We start from the raw sequence: 20,377 nt of genomic DNA on the forward strand, positions 1-20,377 counted from the left end.
AACTAACCCTGAGAAGGGGAAAGGAAGTAAGACGTGCTGGACGTCAACTTCTTCGATGAACTCCGTATCGGTCTCGCGACCGCGGACGACATCCGCAACTGGTCCTTCGGCGAGGTCAAGAAGCCGGAGACCATCAACTACCGCACGCTCAAGCCCGAGAAGGACGGCCTGTTCTGCGAGAAGATCTTCGGACCTACTCGCGACTGGGAGTGCTACTGCGGCAAGTACAAGCGCGTGCGCTTCAAGGGCATCATCTGCGAGCGCTGTGGCGTCGAGGTCACTCGCGCCAAGGTGCGTCGTGAGCGCATGGGACACATCGAGCTCGCCGCTCCCGTGACCCACATCTGGTACTTCAAGGGCGTTCCGTCGCGCTTGGGTTACCTGCTGGACCTGGCACCGAAGGATCTCGAGAAGATCATCTACTTCGCTGCCTACGTCATCACCTCGGTCGACGAGGAGCTGCGTCACGGCGAGCTCTCCACGCTCGAAGCCGAGATGGAGGTCGAGAAGAAGGCTGTCGCCGATCAGCGCGACGCCGACCTCGAGGCCCGCGCACAGAAGCTCGAAGCCGACATCGCCGAGCTCGAGGCGGAGGGCGCCAAGTCCGACGTCCGTCGCAAGGTGAAGGACGGCGGCGAGCGCGAAATGCGTCAGCTGCGTGACCGCGCACAGCGTGAGCTCGATCGTCTCGAAGAGATCTGGACCACGTTCACCAAGCTCGCCAAGAAGCAGCTCATCGTCGACGAGCTCATCTACCGCGAGCTGGTCGACCGCTACGGCGAATACTTCACCGGCGCAATGGGTGCGGAGAGCATCCAGAAGCTGATGGAGACGTTCGACATCGCGGCCGAGGCCGAGAACCTGCGCGAGACGATCCGCAGTGGCAAGGGCCAGAAGAAGCTTCGTGCGTTGAAGCGTCTCAAGGTCGTCGCCGCGTTCCAGTCCACCGGCAACTCGCCGATGGGCATGGTCCTCGACGCCGTCCCGGTCATCCCGCCGGAGCTTCGTCCGATGGTGCAGCTCGACGGTGGACGTTTCGCGACGTCCGACCTCAACGATCTGTACCGCCGCGTGATCAACCGCAACAACCGCCTCAAGCGACTGATCGACCTCGGTGCTCCCGAGATCATCGTCAACAACGAGAAGCGGATGCTGCAGGAGTCGGTCGACGCACTGTTCGACAACGGTCGTCGTGGACGTCCGGTCACCGGACCGGGTAACCGCCCGCTGAAGTCGCTGTCCGACTTGCTCAAGGGCAAGCAGGGTCGCTTCCGTCAGAACCTGCTCGGCAAGCGCGTCGACTACTCGGGTCGTTCCGTGATCGTCGTCGGTCCTCAGCTCAAGCTGCACCAGTGTGGTCTGCCGAAGCTGATGGCACTCGAGCTGTTCAAGCCCTTCGTGATGAAGCGCCTGGTCGATCTGAACCACGCGCAGAACATCAAGTCCGCCAAGCGCATGGTCGAGCGTCAGCGCGCACAGGTGTGGGACGTCCTCGAAGAGGTCATCGCCGAGCACCCCGTGCTGCTGAACCGCGCACCGACCCTGCACCGCTTGGGCATCCAGGCGTTCGAGCCGCAGCTGGTCGAGGGCAAGGCAATTCAGCTGCACCCGCTTGTCTGTGAGGCGTTCAACGCCGACTTCGACGGTGACCAGATGGCCGTGCACCTTCCGCTGTCCGCGGAGGCGCAGGCCGAGGCACGCGTGCTGATGCTGTCCTCGAACAACATCCTGTCGCCGGCATCGGGCCGCCCGCTCGCCATGCCGCGTCTGGACATGGTCACGGGTCTGTTCCACCTGACCCGTCTCGACGACAAGGCCGTCGGCGAGCACGAAGCCGCGACCAAAGACAGTGCCGAGCTGGGCATCTACTCCAGCCCGGCCGAGGCTCAGATGGCCGTCGATCGTGGCGTCCTGACGGTCCAGTCCCAGATCAAGGTGCGACTGACGCAGCAGCGTCCGTCCAAGGAGATCGAGGATTCGCTGTTCCCGGACGGATGGTCGTACGGAGACGCATGGACCGCCGAGACGACTCTGGGGCGCGTGCTCTTCAACGAGCTGCTTCCGGTGAACTACCCGTTCGTCAACGAGCAGATGCCGAAGAAGCGTCAGGCGACGATCATCAACGATCTCGCCGAGCGGTACCCGATGATCGTGGTCGCGCAGACCGTCGACAAGCTCAAGGACGCCGGCTTTTACTGGGCCACGCGTTCGGGTGTCACGATCTCCATCTCCGACGTCCTCGTGCCGCCGGAGAAGCCGCAGATCATGGAAGAGTTCGAGGCGCAGGCCGACCGGATCGAAAAGCAGTACCAGCGTGGCGCTCTCGACCACACCGAGCGCAACTCTGCACTGGTCAAGATCTGGCAGGAAGCCACCGAAATGGTCGGTAAGGCCATGGAGGCGCACTTCCCCGACGACAACCCCATCCCGATGATCGTGAAGTCCGGCGCCGCCGGAAACATGACTCAGGTGCGGTCGCTCGCCGGCATGAAGGGCTTGGTGACGAACCCGAAGGGTGAGTTCATCCCGCGTCCGATCAAGTCCTCGTTCAAGGAGGGCCTGACGGTTCTCGAGTACTTCATCAACACGCACGGCGCTCGTAAGGGTCTGGCCGACACCGCGCTTCGTACGGCGGACTCGGGCTACCTGACTCGTCGTCTGGTGGACGTCTCGCAGGACGTCATCGTCCGGGAAACCGACTGTGGCACCGAGCGCGGCATCACGACCACCATCGCCGAGAAGCTGGCCGACGGCACGCTCATCCGCGATGCGCACGTCGAGACCAGCACGTACGCCCGCACCTTGGCCTCGGACGCGATCGACGCAGACGGCAACGTCATCGTCGAGCGTGGTCACGACCTCGGTGATCCGGCTATCGACGCGCTGCTCGAAGCAGGTGTCACCAAGGTGAAGGTGCGCTCCGTGCTCACCTGCACCACGGGCACCGGCGTCTGCGCCACCTGCTACGGCCGTTCGATGGCCACCGGCAAGCTCGTCGACATCGGTGAGGCCGTCGGTATCGTCGCGGCCCAGTCGATCGGTGAGCCCGGCACGCAGCTGACCATGCGTACCTTCCACCAGGGTGGTGTCGCCGGAGACGACATCACCGGCGGTCTGCCTCGCGTACAGGAGCTGTTCGAGGCACGTGTGCCGAAGGGCATGGCTCCGATCGCGGATGTGTCGGGACGCATCCAGCTCGAGGACGGCGATCGTTTCTACAAGATCACCATCGTGCCGGACGACGGCGGCGAAGAGGTTGTCTACGACAAGCTCTCCAAGCGTCAGCGTCTGCGCGTCTTCAAGCACGACGACGGTTCCGAGCGCCTGCTGGCGGACGGTGACCACGTCGAGGTCGGCCAGCAGCTCATGGAAGGTGCTGCCAACCCGCACGAGGTCCTGCGTGTCATGGGACCCCGTCAGGTGCAGATCCACCTCGTCAACGAGGTCCAGGAGGTGTACCGGAGCCAGGGTGTGTCGATCCACGACAAGCACATCGAGACGATCGTTCGTCAGATGCTGCGCCGCGTGACGATCATCGACTCGGGTTCGACGGAGTTCCTGCCCGGTTCCTTGACCGAGCGCAGCGAGTTCGAGTCGAGCAACCGTCGCGTCGTGTCCGAGGGTGGCGAGCCCGCCGCCGGACGTCCGGTGCTGATGGGTATCACGAAGGCGTCGCTCGCGACCGATTCGTGGCTCTCGGCAGCGTCGTTCCAGGAGACCACTCGTGTCCTGACCGACGCGGCGATCAACTGCCGCTCGGACAAGCTGATCGGTCTGAAGGAAAACGTGATAATCGGAAAGCTGATCCCCGCCGGAACCGGTATCAACCGGTACCGGAACATCACGGTTCAGCCGACCGAAGAGGCACGTGCTGCGGCTTACGCAGTGCCGTCGTACGACGACCAGTACTACAGCCCGGACGGCTTCGGCCAGAACACCGGCGCTGCAGTTCCGCTGGACGACTACGGCTTCACCGGCGAGTACCGCTAGGCGCCTGCGGCACACGGGTGTGAAAAAGCGTCCTCTGGGGCTCTTTTTCACACCCGACCCGAAAGCCCCGCGCCCCTCAGGGCGCGGGGCTTTCGTGTACCTACCCCAGGAACGTATAGAGCGCGGTGATCTTCCCGTCCTTGACGTGTGCCACGTCCTGTCCTGTCACCGCGGGCGCCGCCCCGGGAGGAGACAGTGCCCACGATGCGCGGCCCAGATCCGCGACGGCGGTGGGATCGCCGGTCACCGAGAACGACATACCGGCGGTGCTCGACCGCAGTGCCGTGACGGCTGCGATGATCTCTTCGTGACCGTGCGCAGTACTTTCGGGTTCGTACCAGGTTGCGTCGGCGTCGTACAAGCTCTCGACCAGCGTCCTCCGCAGGGCATCGTCGGTGGTCTCGAATACTTCCAGTACGTTGCGGCGCATGACGTTCACGATGGGTTCCATGCCTGACAAGATACGTGATATGTCACGCAACGACCAGTGGTTGACGCCGTCCGAAGCGGTGGTGTGGCGGGCGTACATGGGCCTGTCGCTCCAGCTGACGCACGAGATGAACCGTCAGCTGACCGAGGATCACGGACTCTCGCTGGCCGACTACTCCGTCCTGGTCGCCCTGGCCGACAGCCCGGACGGGCGGCGACAACTCAGCGAACTCGCCTCGGAGATAGGTTGGGAGCGCAGCCGGCTCTCGCATCACCTCAAGCGGATGTGTGCCCGCGGGCTGGCCGAGCGCACGTCGTCGAAAACCGATGGTCGGGCGACGGACGCCGTCCTCACCACTGTCGGTCGTGCAGCCCTGAACCGCGCTGCACCCGACCACGTTTCGCTGGTGCAGCGGCTGTTCTTCGCCGGTTTGTCGGATGAGGACGTCGACCTGCTCGGCGCCACGCTCCACCGACTCCGTGACCATGTGCGTGCGGAGGGAACCCTCTAGCTACCGTCCGCGATCACCTTCGCAACGTTGCGCTCCGCCAGCGCCGTGATGGTCAGCGACGGGTTGGCCGCTCCCGTGCTCCCGGGAATCAGCGCACCGTCCATCACGTACAGGCCGGGATGGCCCTCGACTCGTCCGTAGGAGTCGGTGACGTCGCCGAGCACCGCACCGCCGAGCGGATGCGCGGTGAAGGTGTCGTCCACGTCGCGGGTGAACGGCTCGGCCGACGGCAACGTCCGACCGGCCTGCGCCATCTTCGACTGCACGGCCCGCAGCGCCTCGACGGTGTCGCGGCTGCCGCCCTTGGGCCAATCGAGCGTCAATTTGTTTGTCGCAGAATCGAATCCGAAGCTTCCGCGCAACGGGTCGATCGTCATGCCGAGGGTGCCGAGGAACCCGAGGTCGGTGGGGACGCCCGGCACGTACCAGTTCTCGACGGACAGGGGCAGCCCGGATTCGTCGACGACGCGCGACGCGCACGGGGCGCCCTGCGGACCACTCGACATCGGCCCGAGCGAGCGCGTCATCGCGGCATCGCCGTTGGTACCCCAGCCGGCGCCGACGAATTCGTTCAGATTCGGCAGGGAGCCGTCCGACCGCGCCCGCATCAGCAACTCGGTCGTGCCGATGGACCCCGCGCCGAGGACGAGCCGATCGCACGTCACCGTGCGGGTCTCGAGGACCGCGCCCTCGGGGCTGAGCCGCTTGATCTCCACGCGGTAGCGCCCACCCGATTCGGCCCCGATGGACGAGACCTGATGGCTGTGGCACACGACAGCGTTCCCGGTGCCCTCGGCCTGTGGGATGTAGTTCTGCGTGAGGTCGTTCTTGGCGCCGTTGGAGTTGCCGAAGGTGCTTCGCCCGACCGTGGCCGACGGCCGCGAACGCCCGGACATCTCGTCTCGCACCACGTTCCAGTTCCAGTTGCCGTCGACGCGCTGCGGGTCGTAGCCGGCCTTGCGGGCGTGATCGTCCCAGGTACGCGAATGAGCGAAGTTCGGACTGGCGTAGACGTCGTCCGGCATCGCCGACGGACGCAGCATCGACCGCGCCTTCGGATACCAGGTCGCGGCCATGTCGTCGTAGGACAGTCGCCCGCCGAACGACAGGTCGAAGAAGCGTTTGTCGGGGGCGATGGTGACCCCGGTGTAGACGATGGACCCACCGCCGACGGCCGCGCCGCGCCAGACGGAGAGGTTGTCGAACGTGGTGGTGTCCAGAACGCCGTTGAAATAGTCCACGGGTCCGACGGGCAGTCCGGTGATGTTGGTGAAGGACTGCTGATGCCACAGTCCGCGGCCGTCGGCGGTCATGTCGGCGGGGAAGATTTCGCGCCACGGGTCGCGGGGCCAGCGCAGTCCGCGCTCGAGCACGGTGACTCGGCTGCCCGCCTGAGCGAGGCGGAGGGCGGCGGCGCTCGCACCGAAACCGGAGCCGACGACGATGACCTCGGAGTGGTCGGGCGGGCGGGGCGGATCGGCGAACAGTTCCGGCACCAAGCCGCGAATGGCCGGAGTGCCGATGGGAATGGCTCCGGCTGTGCCGGCCTTCAGGAGCGGCTGAGCGGCCAGGCCGACGAGCCCTGCCCCTGCCAGTCGAAGCAGTTGCCTGCGGTCCACGTGCTGCACCTCGGAGTTCGAATCGATGAGTTGCCATTGTCTCGCCCCGACCGGGCCCAAAACTACCAGTTGACCTTTTTCCGTGACCAATCCCAATCATGCGGTCTGTTTATTCAACGGTTACCTAGGCGAAGGATTATGGCCACCGAGTTCGACAACAGTGATTCCATGGCCACACCCGAGATCAACTCCGACATCTCCCTGCGCGCCGGCACCACCCGCCGCCAGTTCCTGACGTGGAGTGCTCTGGTCGGAGCCCTCGCCTTCACCCCTCAACTGGCCGGCGCAGCCGACGCGCGGGCGCAGTCGTCGTCGCCGCGCGACTACCCGTTCACCCTCGGTGTGGCGTCGGGCGACCCCGTGCCCGACTCGGTGATCCTGTGGACCCGCCTGGCCGTCGACCCGCTCGCCCCGCTCGGCGGAATGGCACCCGGCTTCGTCCCCGTGGGGTGGGAGATGGCCACCGACGACCGTTTCGGTTCCGTCGTGCGCCGCGGGGTGGAGATCGCGGCCGAGTCCGACGGGTTTTCCGTGCACGTCGACGTCCGCGGCCTCGACCCGGCGCGGGAGTACTTCTACCGCTTCCTCGTCGGCCCCCATGCGAGTCCGGTCGGTCGCACCCGAACTGCCCCGGCCTACGGCACTCCCGTGAGCGAGTTGAGCTTCGCGTGGGCGTCGTGCCAGAAATGGGAAGACGGCTACTACCCGGCGTACGCCGACATGGCGACCGCGAACCACGACGTGATCTTCTTCCTCGGCGACTACATCTACGAGTACGCCCTGCCGACCGCCGGAGCTCGCGGCAGTACGCCGTACCCGGAGTCGATGAAGCACGAGGCGGGAGTGCTCGCTGATTACCGCGACCGGTACGCGCTGTACAAGTCCGATCCGAATCTTGCTGCCGCACATGCGAGTGCGCCGTGGATCTCGACGTTCGACGATCACGAGGTGGACAACAATTGGGCGTCCGCCATCAGTCAGGACGACGACGACCCGCGCCAGTTTCTTCTGCGCCGAGCCGACGCGTTCAAGGCGTGGTGGGAGAACACCCCGGTCCGCGGTGACCTGCGCCCGAAGGGACCGGACATGAAGGTCTACCGCCGCTTCACGTTCGGTGACCTGGTGGACTTCTCGGTGCTCGACACCCGCCAGTACCGCAGCGACCAGGTCAACGGAGACAAGGAAGCCGCCCAGAACGCCGCGTCCGCCGATCCGGCGCGCACCATCACCGGGGCCGAACAGGAACGGTGGATTCTCGACGGTTTCGACCGGCCTCAGTCGTGGAAGTTCCTCGCTCACCAGACGGTGATCGCGGACCTCGCGCAGGTCGAGGACGGGGAACGCAAGGTCGGTATGGACCCGTGGAGTGGATACGAGGCCTCGCGGCACCGCATTCTGGACGGCGCGCGGGATCGCGGGACCAAGAACGTGGTGTCGATCGTCGGCGACATCCACCGCAGCATCGTCTCCGAGTTGCGACGCGACTATCGGGCTGGTGACACTCGAGACGCGTCCGCCCCGGTGGTCGGCGTCGAGTTCGCAGGCACGTCCATCGCGTCGGGCAAGGACGGAGCCGAGGTCGACGCCACCGGCCGCGGCATCCGCGAGGCGTCACCGCACGTGAAGTACGGCAACGCACTGCGCGGGCATGTTCGGGGTCGGTTGACGCACACGGAATGGACGGCCGAACTGCGGACCGTCGAGAAGGTGTCCGCGCCCGGTGGTGTCTCGAAAACGGCTGTGACAGTCACGGTTCCGAACGGGCGACCGGAAATTCAGCTGTAGTAGCCCTCGAGTTGCTGCACTGCCCACTTGTTGCCGTCGGGGTCGGCGAAGTAGGTGAACCAGCCCCAGCCCTCGTCCTTGACGGGTGTCGCCTCGACTCCGGCCGCGAGCAGGGCCTGGTACGCATCCTCGGCGCTGGAGACGACCATCTGCATGCCGACGACCGAGCCTGGTTCAGCGGTGGTGATGCCGGTGCCGACGGCGATCGAGCAGCCTGACCCGGGCGGGGTGAGCTGAACGTAGCGAATCCCGTCGTACGGGCTGGCGTCGTGGTCGGCGTTGAAACCGATCTTTTCGTAGAAGGCCTTCGCGCGGTCGACGTCGGTGACGGGGATGGCAACGAGTTCGATTTTCCAGTCCATGGCACTGCCTTTCGTTGGGGTGCGATCACCCTGTCACCGATTGCGGACATCCGTGGACCTTGTTCATCCGTCGAGTGATCGTTCGAGAAACGCAATCAGCTCTCGCAAGCCGACCTCGGAATTGCCGGTCCACCGGGCGTGGAACGACCTGGCGATGTCGCCGACGAGGCGTGCGGTGAACTCCGGTGGACCCGGAAGGGTGGCGCCCCGCCGCGCCAGGCCGTCGACGATCGCTAATGACGGTGGAGTACGAGTCGATCCCGCTCGCCGACGTCGAAAATGCCTGGACTGCAGCAGCATCGGCGCGTCACAAACTGGTTCTCGTGCCCTGAAACGCATCTTTGTCCGATGTGCGCCGCGCTCGCAGGAAACTCTCGAGTTTCCCGCAGCCTGTGCACATGCTGGGTGTTCACTGTGGCGTTCGTGACCACGCTGCTGCGAAGAAGACCGAGACTCCTGCTGGTTCTCCTCCTCGTCGGCACGGCGGCGGTGTACCTCACGAACCTCAGCTCCCAGAAGTGGGGCAACGCCTTCTACGCCGCCGCTGTACAGGCAGGGTCCGTCAGCTGGAAGGCGTTTCTGTTCGGTTCGTCCGACGCCGCGAACTCGATCACCGTCGACAAGCCGCCCGCGTCGCTGTGGATCATGGAGATCTCGGTTCGGATCTTCGGGCTGAACTCGTGGTCGGTGCTGGCGCCGCAGGTGTTGCTCGGTGTGCTGAGCGTCGGGATCCTGTATGCGACAGTGGAGCGCAAGTTCGGTTACGGAGCAGGACTCCTTGCAGGCCTGGTGCTCGCGCTGACCCCCACGGTCGCCCTGATGTTTCGGTACGACAACCCGGATGCGCTGCTGACGCTTCTCATGGTGTGCGCCGCGTGGTCGATGCTCCGTGCGCTGGACGACGGACGGACGCGGTGGTTGGTACTCACTGGCGTGTTCGTGGGATTCGGGTTCATCGCCAAGCAGCTCGAGGTGTTCCTGCCGCTGCCGGGTATCGCCCTGGCGTACCTCCTGTTCGGACCTCCCCAGGTCGGCCGACGGATCCGGCAGCTTCTCGCGGCGCTCGCTGCTCTCGTGGTCTCGGCAGGGTGGTGGGTGGCGATCGTTCAACTCACCCCGGCGTCGGATCGCCCCTGGGTCGGCGGCTCCAAGACGAACAGTATCCTGGATCTGACGTTGGGCTACAACGGTTTCGGGCGCCTGACCGGCAACGAAGGCCGCGGCGGCGGGCGACAGGTGCCGTCCCGACAAGACACCGAGCAGATGTTCCCCGGCGGCTTTTCCGGCTTCGGCGGCCGCACCGGCATCACCCGCCTGTTCGCCGACGCGCAGGGCGGTCAGATCGCCTGGTTGATCCCCGCAGCGCTGGTTCTGGCGATCGCCGGAATCGTGTTGCGCGGCAGAGCCCCTCGCGCCGACTTTCGCCGAGCGTGGTACGTGATGTGGGGCGTGTGGTTGGTCGGTGCGGGGGTGGTGTTCAGCTTCATGTCCGGAACGTTCCATGCGTACTACACGATGACGCTGGCGCCCGCCATCGCCGCGATCGTGGCCGTCGGCGCCGTGGATCTGTGGTCGACGCGTGAAAGGAACTGGGCCAGAATCGTTCTGGCCCTGACTCTCCTGCTCACCACCGCGACGTCGTTCGCCTTTCTGAACCGGACACCGGACTTCCTGCCGTGGTTGCGGTGGACGGTAATGGTCGCCGGTGTCGTCGCGGCGCTGGCCCTGCTCGTGCGCCCGGTGAGGATCGTTGCCGTGGTGGCGATCCTGGCGGCACTCGGGGGACCGATCGCGTACGTTGCACAGACCATAGCCACCACGCACTCCGGCGGCGGCCCGAGCGCCGGGCCGTCGATCCAGAGGCAGCCGCAGGCTCGCAGCGGTGGCGGTGTCGAGTCCACCGTGCCCGCCGCGGACGTGACCGCTCTGCTCGAGCATAACGCATCGTCGTACACGTGGGTGGCAGCGACCGTCGGGTCGAACGCCGCGGCCGGTTACCAACTGGCGACGCAGGATTCGGTCATGCCGATCGGCGGATTCTCGGGCGGAGATCCGTCTCCGACTCTGGCTCAGTTCGAGCAGTACGTGCACGACGGGCGCGTCCACTACTTCATCGGCGGTTCACAGGGTTCGAAGGGCAGGCCGTCGGACATCGCCGCCTGGGTCGATCGGACCTACGACTCGAGGACGGTCGGGAACGCCACGGTGTACGACCTGACGGCTGCCCCGAAGTAACCGTCTCACCGCAGTAGCCTCACCGTGTGAGTGCATCCGAGAACGGACGATTCGAACCACCGTACGACTGTGACGAGACCACGATGCTGGTCGGGTGGCTCGACTATCACCGAGCCACTCTGCTGTGGAAATGCGCGGACCTGAGCGAGGAGCAGCTGAAAGCTCGGTCGGTCGAACCGTCGCCCATGTCGCTGCTGGGCCTCGTCCGCCACATGACCGAGGTGGAACGAAGTTGGTTCGGCCGCACCTTCGCGGGCCGTGACCGTCCGCCGCTCTACTACTCGGACGCCGACCCGGACGGGGACTTCGACAGCCTCGACAGTGTGTCGGTTGCCGACGCATGTGCCGCATTCGACGACGCAGTCGAGGAAAGCCGCGCCGTCGCGGCCGATGAGGACCCGGATGCACTGTCGGCGGCGAATCATCACGGCGAGGGCCACCCGTCCCTGCGTTGGATCTACACGCACATGATCGAGGAGTACGCCCGCCACAACGGCCACGCCGACTTCCTCCGTGAGCGAATCGACGGAAGCACCGGGGACTGAACCACCGGCCGGTGTGGTTGAACGAAGTGTGAAGCTATCTCTGTTGGACCGCTCGCGCACCCGTGCGGGATTCGACGATGCGACCGGTGTCACCGGCACCGTCGAGCGTGCGGTGTGGGCGGAACAGGCCGGTTACCAACGCTTCTGGGTCGCCGAGCACCATGCCGTCCCTGGAATCGCGAGCGGTGCCCCGGCGGTGTTGCTCGCCGCGATCGGCGGCCGGACCGACCGCATCCGGCTCGGTTCCGGCGGGGTCATGTTGCCCAACCATCAGCCGCTGGTCGTCGCGGAGCAGTTCTCGATGTTGAGCGCGCTGTATCCCGGTCGTATCGATCTCGGTGTCGGTCGGTCGCTCGGGTTCACGCCGCCGGTCCGTCGGGCGCTACGGCGTGAGCGCGACGAGCCCGACACGTTCGAAGCCGACATCGACGAGTTGCGACACTACCTGCTCGGCACCGCCGACGTCACCGCCCGACCGGCGATCGCCGCGCCGCCGATATTCGTTCTCGCGACCGGTCATGGGCTGAATGTTGCTGCGCGACTCGGCCTTCCGGTGGTCGTGGGCGGGCCGGCGCTGCGCGACGCCGACCGGTTGGCGACGTACCGCCGGGAATTCCGTGCGTCCGAGTTCAATCCCGTTCCCCACGTGATGGTGTCGGTGGACGCGTACGTGGCCGACTCCGAGGAGCAGGCGCGTCGACTCGCGGTTCCCGAGGCCTGGGCCATCGCACGCTCGCGGCAGACGGGGGAGTTCCCTCCCCTCGAGGATATCGCCGAGCTCCCCTCCGACGCGCCGCCCAGGGTTCGTGAGGCAGTGGAGAAGTCGGTGGCGTCCGCCGTGGCCGGTACGCCCGAGCAGGTCGGACGATCACTGGAGCGGCTTGTGGACCACACGGCGGCCGACGAGGTCATCTCGTCCACATCGACGTTCGACCGCGCCCGCTTGCGCGCGTCGGACGAGCTTCTTGCGCAGGTCGTTTCGCGCCTGTGAAATTGCCGGTGATCAGGAAGACCGGCGATCCACGCAACCGCCGCCGAACCGCGACGCCAGCAGTATCACGCCCCACGGTCCTGCCACCCAGATCGGCCACGGGTACAGCAGCGAGGCGCCGGCGAGGCACGTGGCCAACCAGATGCCGACACAGAGAACGTTCACCGCGATCCACGGGATCCAGTCGTTCGGTACGCGCTCGGGTGTCGGTTCCGGCTGGGGAAGATCGTGCAGAACCGACTCGAGGTCTTCGGAATGCACGGCGGCCCAGGCAATTCCGGAACGCCTCTCGAACTCGGACAGGGTCAGACGACCTTCTCCGACGGCTGTGGTCAACGCATCCACAGCCGCCTGCCGCTCGTGGTCCCCGATTCGGATGTCGATCGCCATGCCAGCTCGTTTCGGTTGGATGTTCCACTGTGGACGGTCGAGTTTCATCATGGACCCACCACAGTGGACTGTCAACCTGTGGGACCATCGAGGCGTGACGGACAAGCCGCTGAACTCAACGGCCGCATCGATGCTGGGTTTCCTCCACGAGGGTCCGATGACGGGCTGGGATCTGATCGCGACGGCGCAGTATCGAATCGGGGAGTTCTGGACCATCACCCGTAGTCAGGTGTATCGCGAGCTGGCAACACTCGCCGACAGGGGCTTGATCGTCGGCCTCGAGTCGGGCGCCCGCGAACGCAAGCCCTACGAGATCACCGAGTCGGGCCGCACTGCGTTCGCGGCGTGGATACACCGCCAGCCCGACGCAGGCACGATTCGCAACCCGATGCTCCTGACGCTGGCCTTCGGAGCGCACCTCGAACCGACGGTGCTGGCCACGATGCTGGCCACCCACCGCCGCGAACACGAAGCGGTCCTCGTCGGCTACCGCGCGCAGGCCGTGAATCCGGAAATCATCAAGCACCCCTTCGCGGCAGCCACTCTGGAATTCGGAATCACCTACGAGGAGGGTGTTCTCAAGTGGTTCGACCGCCTCCCGGCGATCCTCGATAATATTGCTCCATGACGAACTCTCTGAACGGATCCGTCGCGTTCATTCAGGCAACGTGGCACCGCAGCATCGTCGATCGCGCACGTGAGGGATTTCTCGCCGAGTTCACCTCGCTCGGTTACGACGCGTCCGACGTGGACCAGTTCGAGGTTCCCGGCGCGTTCGAGATCCCTCTCCATGCTCAGCGGCTGGCTCGCACCGGAAAATACGCGGCCATCGTGGCTGCGGCGCTCGTGGTGGACGGCGGCATCTACCGGCACGAGTTCGTCGCCACCGCCGTCATCGACGGTCTGATGAAAGTACAACTCGATAACGACGTGCCGGTGTTCTCCGTGGTCCTCACCCCGCACCACTTCCACGAACACTCCGAGCACGTGAACTACTTCACCGACCACTTCGTGACCAAGGGTGCCGAAGCAGCGCGCGCCCTGGCGACGACGACGACCTCACTGAGCAGGATTTCGGCCCAGGCGTGACCCGGCGGCTGTCGCGGCCGCGAGGGTGATGAGCGCTCCGAGGATGATCGCGGGCGCCTCTCCGGGCGCGAACAGGCCCGATTGTGTCCCCAGGGTGACGGCAGAGACGGGAACGCCGAGCTGAGCTGCGGCCAGGACGCCGACCGCGAGCGGCTGCCCCGTGACCCGCATCGCGGCGTGCGTGATCACCGCGCCGAGTCCGAGTGCGACACCGAGTCCGATCATGGCGGGGTGAGCACCGAGGTCGCGTAGGTCGAGCGACGCCCCGAGCCACACGAAGTACACCGGTCCGAGGAACCCCTCGGTGATTGCGAACATCTGCTTCGTCAGCCGGCGCGGCGGGCCGATCGCCGCGATGGCGAGCCCGAAGCTGAATCCCGCCAACATGATCGAGACGTGGGTGAAGACGGCCACCGCAGCCAACCCGAACAGAATTGCCAGGTTGATGCGCAGTTCGAGAGCGAACTTCCGTCGTTCGGACAGGCGATGCACCCGCCGTCGAACCCCGGACGCCTCCAGGCGGCGGAAAACAAGGAACAGTACGACGGCACAGGCGATGACCACGACGGAACCGACGGCCGCGCGAGCCGCCCGCGACGGGTCGACCACCAGTGGAAGCGCCACGATGCACGCGGCATCGGCGATCGCGATCTGCGGAAGCATCTGCAGGACAGCTGAACCGGACAATTTCCCCGAGTCCACGATGGGCATGATGATCGCCGCAGACGACGACGCCATCAGCACCGCGTACAGACCGAGGTGGCCGGTGCCGAACGCGGTGGTCACGGCCCACGCGATTCCCGTCGACACCACCCCGATCGCGACGGCTCGGCCGGCGCCCACTCTGATGCCGGCCATCAGGTGCGGATCGCGGATCGGTACGTGCGTTCCCGCCACGAACATCACGAGGGCAAACCCGATGTTCGCCAGGAACGTCGCGGTCACATCGGTCGAATCGAAGATCTGGAAGCCGGTGCGACCGATGACGATTCCCGCTACCAACTCCCCGAGCACGACCGGCAGCCGCAGTGTCGTCGGCAGGGCAAGCAGAGGGCCGATCAATCCCAGCGCTGCAACGAGCGCCAGAATCTCGAAGTTCACGTCCCGGACGGTTCCGCTCGCAGTGCCGCGATCAGCGTCGCCCGTCCGGTCGTCAGGTCCGCCCACAGCGATTCGGTGGTCAACACGGCGAGGCCCGACGTGGGAAACTTGGTCCGAATCCACGACGCGTACTCCGACTCCGCATCGTCGGCGAGTTCCAGTGCCGTCCAGGGTGTTCCGGGTGCGTGGCCGACCACCATGAGCGTCCGCACCGAGTCGTCGGTGAGCGCGATCTGCTCGAGAATGTCCTCGGGCGAACCCCCGTAGACAGAGTCTTCGTACCGAACCGGCGCGTCGATTGCGGTGGCGTCGAACGTCTCTCGGGTCCTGAGTGCCGTCGAGCAGATCACGGCGTCGACGGCTCCGACGTTGGTCCGTATCCACTCGCCCGCCAGCCCGGCCTGATACTGCCCGCGCGCGGCGAGCGGGCGGTCGTGGTCGTCGACACCGTCGGGGTACCCGGACTTGCCGTGCCTCATCAGGATCAGAGTGCGCGTCACGGTGTAGACCCCCCGCTGTCGCCCGACCGGCCTCCGGCCTTCCCGCTGAGCGGCGAGAACCGCGCGACCGTCCGCACCTTCTCGTCGACGACGAACCAGATCGTGATCGTCGTGCCGTCGCGCCGTTGCCGGATGATCACGTGCTCGCGGGCGAGGATCGGGCTGATGTACTCGATGACGGCGCGGTGGGGGACCGAGGTGATGTCGTCGGCGTCGGCCACCACCTCTTCGACCGCCTGCCAGTAGGCGGCGTTGTTCACGTGGTTGAACGCGTCGATGTCCGTGACGCGCAACGGGAACTCGAAATCGGTGTTGGACGGCGCCGGAAGCGGTTCGGTCAGCCACGCCTTCCATTTGAGCCGGTGCTCGTCGGCGCTGCGCTGTAGTACCGCTATGCCGTCGTCGCTGATGCGGGTCGGCATGCCGGTCGTCTGGCTGATGTTGATCCAGAACGCTTCGGTCTCGAGGGACGCGCCTTTGGGGCTGGTGATGGCGACGCGCATGTTGGACCAGCGCGTCGACAGTCCGGAACACCAGCGGTGCAACGAGATTCGATCCGGCCACACCGCCGGCCGATGAACGTCGATCACCGTTCGGCGCACGATCCACAGGGGGTCGGACCCGTCGAGACCGGACGCGTCGAGATTGTCCGATCCGATGTCCTGAAGGTAGCGGGCAACGGAGTCGTACCGGAGGCGATTGTCGGTGTCGACGTCCCCGGCGCGCACGGGCCGCTCGGTGCGAAAGCCGTCGCCGCCGGGGGGCGGGGGCGGAAGCTCGTGCTCGAGGGCTGGGTCGAGGGCTGGGTCGAGAGCGGGGTCGGGCACGGTGCTCATGATGTCAGGCTGCACAGACGCTCGACCGCATATCCGTAGCCCGCGATCCCGAGTCCGGCGATCACACCGACCGCGATGGGTGACACGTAGCTGTGGTGTCGGAAATCCTCGCGAGCATGAACGTTGCTGATGTGTACCTCGATGATCGGAACCTCGGGAATCACCAACGCGTCGCGCAACGCGACCGAGGTGTGCGTGAGTCCGCCCGGATTGATGACGATTCCCGCTGCGGTTCCGCGCGCCTCGTGAATCCAGTCGATGAGCGCACCCTCGTGGTTCGACTGTTCCGCCCGCACCGTCCGGCCGAATTGTGCGGCTGTGTCGGTGCAGAGCGCCACGACGTCGGCGAGGCTGTCGCCTCCGTACACCTCGGGCTGGCGGGTGCCGAGCATGTTCAGGTTCGGCCCGTTCAGGACGAGGATGTGACCAGCGGTCGTCATGCGTTTGCACACTACCGGCCCTCTCACGGCACACTGAACGGCGTGCGGGCGTGGATTGTGTGGATCACCGGAGTCCTCGCGTACATCGTCGGCGTGCTGCACCGGACGTCGTTCGGCGTGTCCGGCCTCGACGCCGCGGATCGTTTCGGAGCCAACCCCAGCCTTCTCTCGTCGTTCGTGGTCCTGCAGGTGGTTGTCTACGCGTCGATGCAGATCCCCGCCGGCGTGCTGCTGGACCGCGTCGGACCACGGGTGATGATCGCCGCCGGTGCGGCCACGATGGTCGCCGGCCAGCTCGCCCTCGCCCTCACCGAATCTCTGCCGCTCGCGATCGCCGCGCGCGCCGTCGTCGGAGTCGGGGACGCCCTCACCTTCATCTCGGTCCTGCGGTTGGTGCCGGCGTGGTTCGCTCCCCGGCGGGTGCCCCTCGTGTCGCAACTGACCGGCATCTGCGGCCAGATCGGGCAGGTGCTCTCTGCCGTGCCGTTCCTCGCCATCCTGCACGGACCCGGCTGGACCGCGGCGTTCGTCTCGGCGGCCGCGCTCGGAGCGGTGGTGTTCGTCCTGGCCCTGACCGTGATTCGCGACGCGCCACCGGGGATGGAACGCCAGACGCAGAAGGTGACGGTCCGGGAGTCGGGGCGCCAGGTGGTTCGAGTGTGGCGTCGACCGGGCACTCGACTCGGGTTCTTCAGTCACATGGGTACGCAGTTCTCCATCACGGTCTTCACGTTGATCTGGGGGGTGCCGTATCTGTCGTCGGCACAGGGCTTGTCGTCGGGTGTCGTCGGCGCCATGTTGACGACGTCGGTGGTGGCGGCCATCGTCTCGGGAATCGTCGTCGGCATCCTCACGGGGCGCTACCCGAACCGTCGATCGTGGATGGTGCTGTCGATCATGGTCAGCAACGCGCTGATGTGGGGCATCGTTCTGTTGCTCCCCGGCCGCGCACCCGTGTGGTTGCTCTTCCTGCTGATCGTCGTCATCTCGGTCGGTGGACCCGGGTCGGCGATCGGATTCGATTACGCCCGCACCTTCAATCCGAGCGTCGCCCTCGGCACGGCGCAGGGAATGGTGAACATCGGCGGATTCTTGGCGTCGCTGCTGGTGATGCAGGCCATGGGCGTCATCCTGGGCGCGCTGGGCGGGTACACACTCGACGCGTTCCGAGTTGCCTGGCTGACGCAGTACGTGGTGTGGGCGGTGGCGATCACCGGGGTGCTGGTCAGTCGCCGGACCGCGCGGCGTGATGCGGGGGTTGTCCCGCGAACGATGCGCGAAGTTGTGTATCGGCACCAATCCCGGAAATGACCGGCGACTGCGCCACTGCGCGGTCTAAGTTCGCTTACATGAGTGAGTCTCGGGATCAGGCTGCCCGCACCGCCGCTGCGGCCCGGTTGGCGATGAAGGAGAAGCGCGAGAAGGAGTCCGGCGGGCTGAGCAGCTTCGTCGCGTCGCGTGCCGGTGACTGGGACCTCGAAGACCAGGATTTCGACAGCATGCGCAGGCAGGAAAAGCTGTGGAATCCGCTCGTGGACAAGTACTTTCGAATGGAGATCGACGGGTGGGAGACCATTCCCGACTCTCCGGTTCTGCTCGTCGGAGTGCACACCGGCGCGCCCTTCGTCTGGGACGCGTGGACCGTCGGCGCGCAGTGGTGGCGCCGCTTCGGCGAGTCTCGGCCGCTGCACGGGACCGCGCACGACGCGTTGATGGCGTTCCCGCTCATCGGCCAGGTGTTCAGGTCGATGGGTGTGCTGCCGGCTGCACCCGACTCGATGGCGACGGCTCTGGCGGAAGGCCGAGACGTGATCGTCTGGCCCGGTGGCGAGCGGGATTCGCTGCGCCCGTGGAAGGAGCGCGACGTCGCGACCCTCGCCGGCCGCACGGGCTTCGTGAAGCTCGCGATCCGCGCCGGGGTGCCGATCGTTCCGATCGCCACCGTCGGGGGCGCCGACGCGATGCCGGTGCTGATTCGCGGTGACCGTCTCTCTCGCGCACTGCGTTTGGACAAGATTGCCCGGCTCAAGGTGTTCCCGATCGCCGTGTCGCTTCCGTGGGGCATTGCGCCCGCCGCGCTTCCGCAGATTCCGTTGCCGGCCAAGATTCGCACTCGTTTCATGCCGCCGGTGACCGTCGAGTCGGATTTGTCCCTGGTCGACGACGAGGACTACGTGCAGGCGAAGTACGACGAGGTGCGCGACGCCATCCAGGTCGGCATGAATCAGCTGGCCCGCAAACGTAGGTTCCCCTTGTTTGGATAGCTCGAGCTGGATAGCTCGAGCCGGATAGCTCGAGCTGGATAGCTCGAGCCGGATAGCTCGAGCCGGATAGCTCAGACGGTAGCCAGGTCCGGTTGCTCGGACCTGAAGGCTTTCTTCCCGACGCTGACCAGCGCCAGTGCGGCCACCATCAGGGTCAACGCGGTCACCACGAGGGCGGACAGTCCTGCGTTGTCGATGATGCCGCCGCCGAGGAGTGCGCCGGAGGCGATGCCGACCTGGAACACGACGACGTAGATCGCCGACGCCCGGTCCGCGTCCTGCGGCGCGCTCCGCATGACCGCCGACTGCAGGCACACCGGGATGGTGGTGAATGCGAGTCCCCACAACGCCGTGGCGGCGATGGCGGAGACGCCGAGTCCTGTTGCAGGACCGAACGTCACGCCGAGCAGGAGGAGTGCGAGCGCCGTCGACACGGTCGCGAGAACCACGACCGTCGAGCGCCACGGCCACCGGTCGTAGGTGCGGCCGATCGCCCAGATCCCGGCGACCCCGGCCAGTCCGTAGACGAACAGCATGAGCGACAGGGTGGTTCCACCCCCGCCCATGGTGGCGCCGACGAGCAACGAAAAGTACGTGTAGCCGGTGAACTGGCCGAGTACGGCGAGAAATGTTGCGCCGCACAGCAACAGCAAGATCGGGCCGATGGTTCCCTTCTTGGTGTCTCGCGACGACACGGTTGCGGGCAGGTTCGGCAGCGTCTTGATCAGCGCCACCGTGGTCACGATGGCGACGACTCCCAGAGTTGCCGCTGCCACTCGCCATCCCAGCCACTGTCCGAGCGCGGCAGTCAGCGGATTACCGGCCACGAGTGCCAGCGACGTTCCGGCGTACACCGTTGCGATCGCCTTGCCCTTCTGGCCCGGCTTCGCGAGCGATGCCGCAACCGGAGCGACGACCGCCCAGAACACGCCGTGCGTCGCGGCGCAGACCATTCGGGCGATCACGAGCATCCAGTAGTCGAACGACAGGGCGGACACCAACTGCGACACCGCAAGTGCGGCGGCTGTGATCACGACGACCGTGCGGCGATCCCACGTCGTGACCGCGCGGATGAGCGGCATCGTGACGATCGCAACGGCGTAGGCGTAGAACGTCAGCAGCAAGCCGACGCGGGACTCGCTGACGTCCAGTCCCGCCGATATTTCCGGTAGCAGACCCACCGGCAGGGTCTCGGCCGTCACGTAGACGAAGGCGGTCGCCGCAAGGGTCATCAGCGGGAGAGTGCGGGTACGCAGTTCGGTCACTTGTGTAGCGTTACACAGTGTGTA

At 66.1% G+C, this 20,377-nt stretch carries 20 protein-coding genes; 10 read left to right on the plus strand and 10 right to left on the minus strand.

Annotated elements, in window-relative coordinates; all coding sequences use genetic code 11:
• Positions 1–33 precede the first annotated feature (33 nt).
• The gene (locus IEW02_RS04140; protein ID WP_188543386.1) at positions 34–3,990 is read left to right on the plus strand and encodes a DNA-directed RNA polymerase subunit beta'; all 3,957 of its coding nucleotides are present in this window, start codon (positions 34–36) and stop codon (positions 3,988–3,990) included.
• Between the two features lie 100 nt (positions 3,991–4,090).
• Here the strand turns inward: IEW02_RS04140 and IEW02_RS04145 are convergent, their stop codons facing one another.
• Positions 4,091–4,441, minus strand: coding sequence for a nuclear transport factor 2 family protein (locus tag IEW02_RS04145; RefSeq protein WP_188543387.1), 351 nt, complete (start codon positions 4,439–4,441; stop codon positions 4,091–4,093).
• Here IEW02_RS04145 and IEW02_RS04150 point away from each other — a divergent pair.
• On the plus strand, positions 4,440–4,931 hold the full coding sequence (locus IEW02_RS04150) for a MarR family winged helix-turn-helix transcriptional regulator (RefSeq protein ID WP_229745766.1): 492 nt from the start codon (positions 4,440–4,442) through the stop codon (positions 4,929–4,931). The two genes, IEW02_RS04145 and IEW02_RS04150, sit on opposite strands and share 2 nt — an antisense overlap.
• Here the strand turns inward: IEW02_RS04150 and IEW02_RS04155 are convergent.
• Positions 4,928–6,550 (minus strand): GMC oxidoreductase, encoded by a 1,623-nt coding sequence (locus IEW02_RS04155; protein WP_188543388.1) that lies wholly within the window; start codon positions 6,548–6,550, stop codon positions 4,928–4,930. The two genes, IEW02_RS04150 and IEW02_RS04155, sit on opposite strands and share 4 nt — an antisense overlap.
• 168 nt (positions 6,551–6,718) lie before the next feature.
• On the opposite strand from IEW02_RS04155, the gene IEW02_RS04160 reads away from it, so the two are divergent.
• Positions 6,719–8,335, plus strand: a complete 1,617-nt coding sequence (locus IEW02_RS04160; protein WP_188543389.1) for an alkaline phosphatase D family protein — start codon at positions 6,719–6,721, stop codon at positions 8,333–8,335.
• Here IEW02_RS04160 and IEW02_RS04165 read toward each other — a convergent pair.
• Positions 8,326–8,697 carry a VOC family protein gene (locus IEW02_RS04165; RefSeq protein ID WP_188543390.1) on the minus strand — a complete coding sequence of 124 codons (372 nt, stop codon included), beginning with the start codon at positions 8,695–8,697 and terminating at the stop codon, positions 8,326–8,328. The genes IEW02_RS04160 and IEW02_RS04165 overlap by 10 nt on opposite strands.
• A gap of 63 nt (positions 8,698–8,760) precedes the next feature.
• Positions 8,761–8,997 (minus strand): hypothetical protein, encoded by a 237-nt coding sequence (locus tag IEW02_RS04170; RefSeq protein ID WP_188543391.1) that lies wholly within the window; start codon positions 8,995–8,997, stop codon positions 8,761–8,763.
• A 48-nt stretch (positions 8,998–9,045) separates the two neighbouring features.
• Between IEW02_RS04170 and IEW02_RS04175 the strand changes: the two genes are divergently transcribed.
• From IEW02_RS04175 to IEW02_RS04185, 3 genes are read left to right on the plus strand one after another with little or no spacing between them, the layout of a single operon-like run.
• On the plus strand, positions 9,046–10,932 hold the full coding sequence (locus IEW02_RS04175; protein ID WP_188543392.1) for a glycosyltransferase family 39 protein: 1,887 nt from the start codon (positions 9,046–9,048) through the stop codon (positions 10,930–10,932).
• Between the two features lie 26 nt (positions 10,933–10,958).
• The gene (locus IEW02_RS04180) at positions 10,959–11,477 is read left to right on the plus strand and encodes a DinB family protein (protein WP_229745768.1); all 519 of its coding nucleotides are present in this window, start codon (positions 10,959–10,961) and stop codon (positions 11,475–11,477) included.
• Between the two features lie 28 nt (positions 11,478–11,505).
• Positions 11,506–12,468, plus strand: a complete 963-nt coding sequence (locus IEW02_RS04185) for an MsnO8 family LLM class oxidoreductase (protein WP_188543393.1) — start codon at positions 11,506–11,508, stop codon at positions 12,466–12,468.
• A gap of 12 nt (positions 12,469–12,480) precedes the next feature.
• Here the strand turns inward: IEW02_RS04185 and IEW02_RS04190 are convergent, their stop codons facing one another.
• Positions 12,481–12,858 (minus strand): DUF1707 SHOCT-like domain-containing protein, encoded by a 378-nt coding sequence (locus tag IEW02_RS04190; protein WP_188543394.1) that lies wholly within the window; start codon positions 12,856–12,858, stop codon positions 12,481–12,483.
• Positions 12,859–12,907: 49 nt separating this feature from the next.
• On the opposite strand from IEW02_RS04190, the gene IEW02_RS04195 reads away from it, so the two are divergent.
• Positions 12,908–13,486: a PadR family transcriptional regulator gene (locus IEW02_RS04195; protein WP_229745769.1), complete on the plus strand. Its 579-nt coding sequence runs from the start codon at positions 12,908–12,910 to the stop codon at positions 13,484–13,486.
• On the plus strand, positions 13,483–13,947 hold the full coding sequence (locus IEW02_RS04200) for a 6,7-dimethyl-8-ribityllumazine synthase (RefSeq protein WP_188543395.1): 465 nt from the start codon (positions 13,483–13,485) through the stop codon (positions 13,945–13,947). The genes IEW02_RS04195 and IEW02_RS04200 overlap by 4 nt, the downstream gene beginning before the upstream one ends.
• Here IEW02_RS04200 and IEW02_RS04205 read toward each other — a convergent pair.
• From IEW02_RS04205 to aroQ, 4 genes are read right to left on the minus strand one after another with little or no spacing between them, the layout of a single operon-like run.
• On the minus strand, positions 13,918–15,048 hold the full coding sequence (locus IEW02_RS04205) for a cation:proton antiporter (protein WP_188543396.1): 1,131 nt from the start codon (positions 15,046–15,048) through the stop codon (positions 13,918–13,920). The two genes, IEW02_RS04200 and IEW02_RS04205, sit on opposite strands and share 30 nt — an antisense overlap.
• Positions 15,045–15,548 (minus strand): SixA phosphatase family protein, encoded by a 504-nt coding sequence (locus IEW02_RS04210; RefSeq protein WP_229745770.1) that lies wholly within the window; start codon positions 15,546–15,548, stop codon positions 15,045–15,047. Before IEW02_RS04210 ends, IEW02_RS04205 begins: the two co-directional genes overlap by 4 nt.
• Positions 15,545–16,384, minus strand: coding sequence for an acyl-[acyl-carrier-protein] thioesterase (locus IEW02_RS04215; protein WP_188543397.1), 840 nt, complete (start codon positions 16,382–16,384; stop codon positions 15,545–15,547). The genes IEW02_RS04210 and IEW02_RS04215 overlap by 4 nt, the downstream gene beginning before the upstream one ends.
• The gene (aroQ, locus tag IEW02_RS04220) at positions 16,381–16,824 is read right to left on the minus strand and encodes a type II 3-dehydroquinate dehydratase (RefSeq protein WP_188543398.1); all 444 of its coding nucleotides are present in this window, start codon (positions 16,822–16,824) and stop codon (positions 16,381–16,383) included. The genes IEW02_RS04215 and aroQ overlap by 4 nt, the downstream gene beginning before the upstream one ends.
• Before the next feature lie 42 nt (positions 16,825–16,866).
• Here aroQ and IEW02_RS04225 point away from each other — a divergent pair, with 42 nt between their 5' ends.
• Together IEW02_RS04225 and IEW02_RS04230 are read left to right on the plus strand one after the other, a co-directional pair.
• Positions 16,867–18,135 (plus strand): MFS transporter, encoded by a 1,269-nt coding sequence (locus tag IEW02_RS04225; protein ID WP_371829906.1) that lies wholly within the window; start codon positions 16,867–16,869, stop codon positions 18,133–18,135.
• A 38-nt stretch (positions 18,136–18,173) separates the two neighbouring features.
• The gene (locus IEW02_RS04230) at positions 18,174–19,088 is read left to right on the plus strand and encodes a lysophospholipid acyltransferase family protein (protein ID WP_229745771.1); all 915 of its coding nucleotides are present in this window, start codon (positions 18,174–18,176) and stop codon (positions 19,086–19,088) included.
• Positions 19,089–19,159: 71 nt separating this feature from the next.
• Here the strand turns inward: IEW02_RS04230 and IEW02_RS04235 are convergent, their stop codons facing one another.
• Complete coding sequence (locus tag IEW02_RS04235; RefSeq protein ID WP_229745772.1) at positions 19,160–20,353, minus strand: MFS transporter; 1,194 nt, start codon at positions 20,351–20,353, stop codon at positions 19,160–19,162.
• Positions 20,354–20,377: the final 24 nt, after the last annotated feature.

Source organism: Rhodococcoides trifolii, from assembly GCF_014635345.1.
Classification (GTDB): domain Bacteria; phylum Actinomycetota; class Actinomycetes; order Mycobacteriales; family Mycobacteriaceae; genus Rhodococcoides; species Rhodococcoides trifolii.

Excerpts from the sequence above, each read along its gene's own strand:
- IEW02_RS04195 (WP_229745769.1), top strand. The coding sequence starts at position 12,908 with ATGGACCCACCACAGTGGACTGTCAACCTGTGGGACCATCGAGGCGTG.
- IEW02_RS04230 (WP_229745771.1), top strand. The coding sequence starts at position 18,174 with ATGAGTGAGTCTCGGGATCAGGCTGCCCGCACCGCCGCTGCGGCCCGG.
- IEW02_RS04190 (WP_188543394.1), bottom strand. The coding sequence starts at position 12,858 with ATGGCGATCGACATCCGAATCGGGGACCACGAGCGGCAGGCGGCTGTG.
- IEW02_RS04170 (WP_188543391.1), bottom strand. The coding sequence starts at position 8,997 with ATGCTGCTGCAGTCCAGGCATTTTCGACGTCGGCGAGCGGGATCGACT.
- IEW02_RS04150 (WP_229745766.1), top strand. The coding sequence starts at position 4,440 with ATGCCTGACAAGATACGTGATATGTCACGCAACGACCAGTGGTTGACG.
- IEW02_RS04215 (WP_188543397.1), bottom strand. The coding sequence starts at position 16,384 with ATGAGCACCGTGCCCGACCCCGCTCTCGACCCAGCCCTCGACCCAGCC.
- IEW02_RS04200 (WP_188543395.1), top strand. The coding sequence starts at position 13,483 with ATGACGAACTCTCTGAACGGATCCGTCGCGTTCATTCAGGCAACGTGG.
- aroQ (WP_188543398.1), bottom strand. The coding sequence starts at position 16,824 with ATGACGACCGCTGGTCACATCCTCGTCCTGAACGGGCCGAACCTGAAC.
- IEW02_RS04175 (WP_188543392.1), top strand. The coding sequence starts at position 9,046 with ATGTGCGCCGCGCTCGCAGGAAACTCTCGAGTTTCCCGCAGCCTGTGC.
- IEW02_RS04145 (WP_188543387.1), bottom strand. The coding sequence starts at position 4,441 with ATGGAACCCATCGTGAACGTCATGCGCCGCAACGTACTGGAAGTATTC.
- IEW02_RS04160 (WP_188543389.1), top strand. The coding sequence starts at position 6,719 with ATGGCCACACCCGAGATCAACTCCGACATCTCCCTGCGCGCCGGCACC.
- IEW02_RS04165 (WP_188543390.1), bottom strand. The coding sequence starts at position 8,697 with ATGGACTGGAAAATCGAACTCGTTGCCATCCCCGTCACCGACGTCGAC.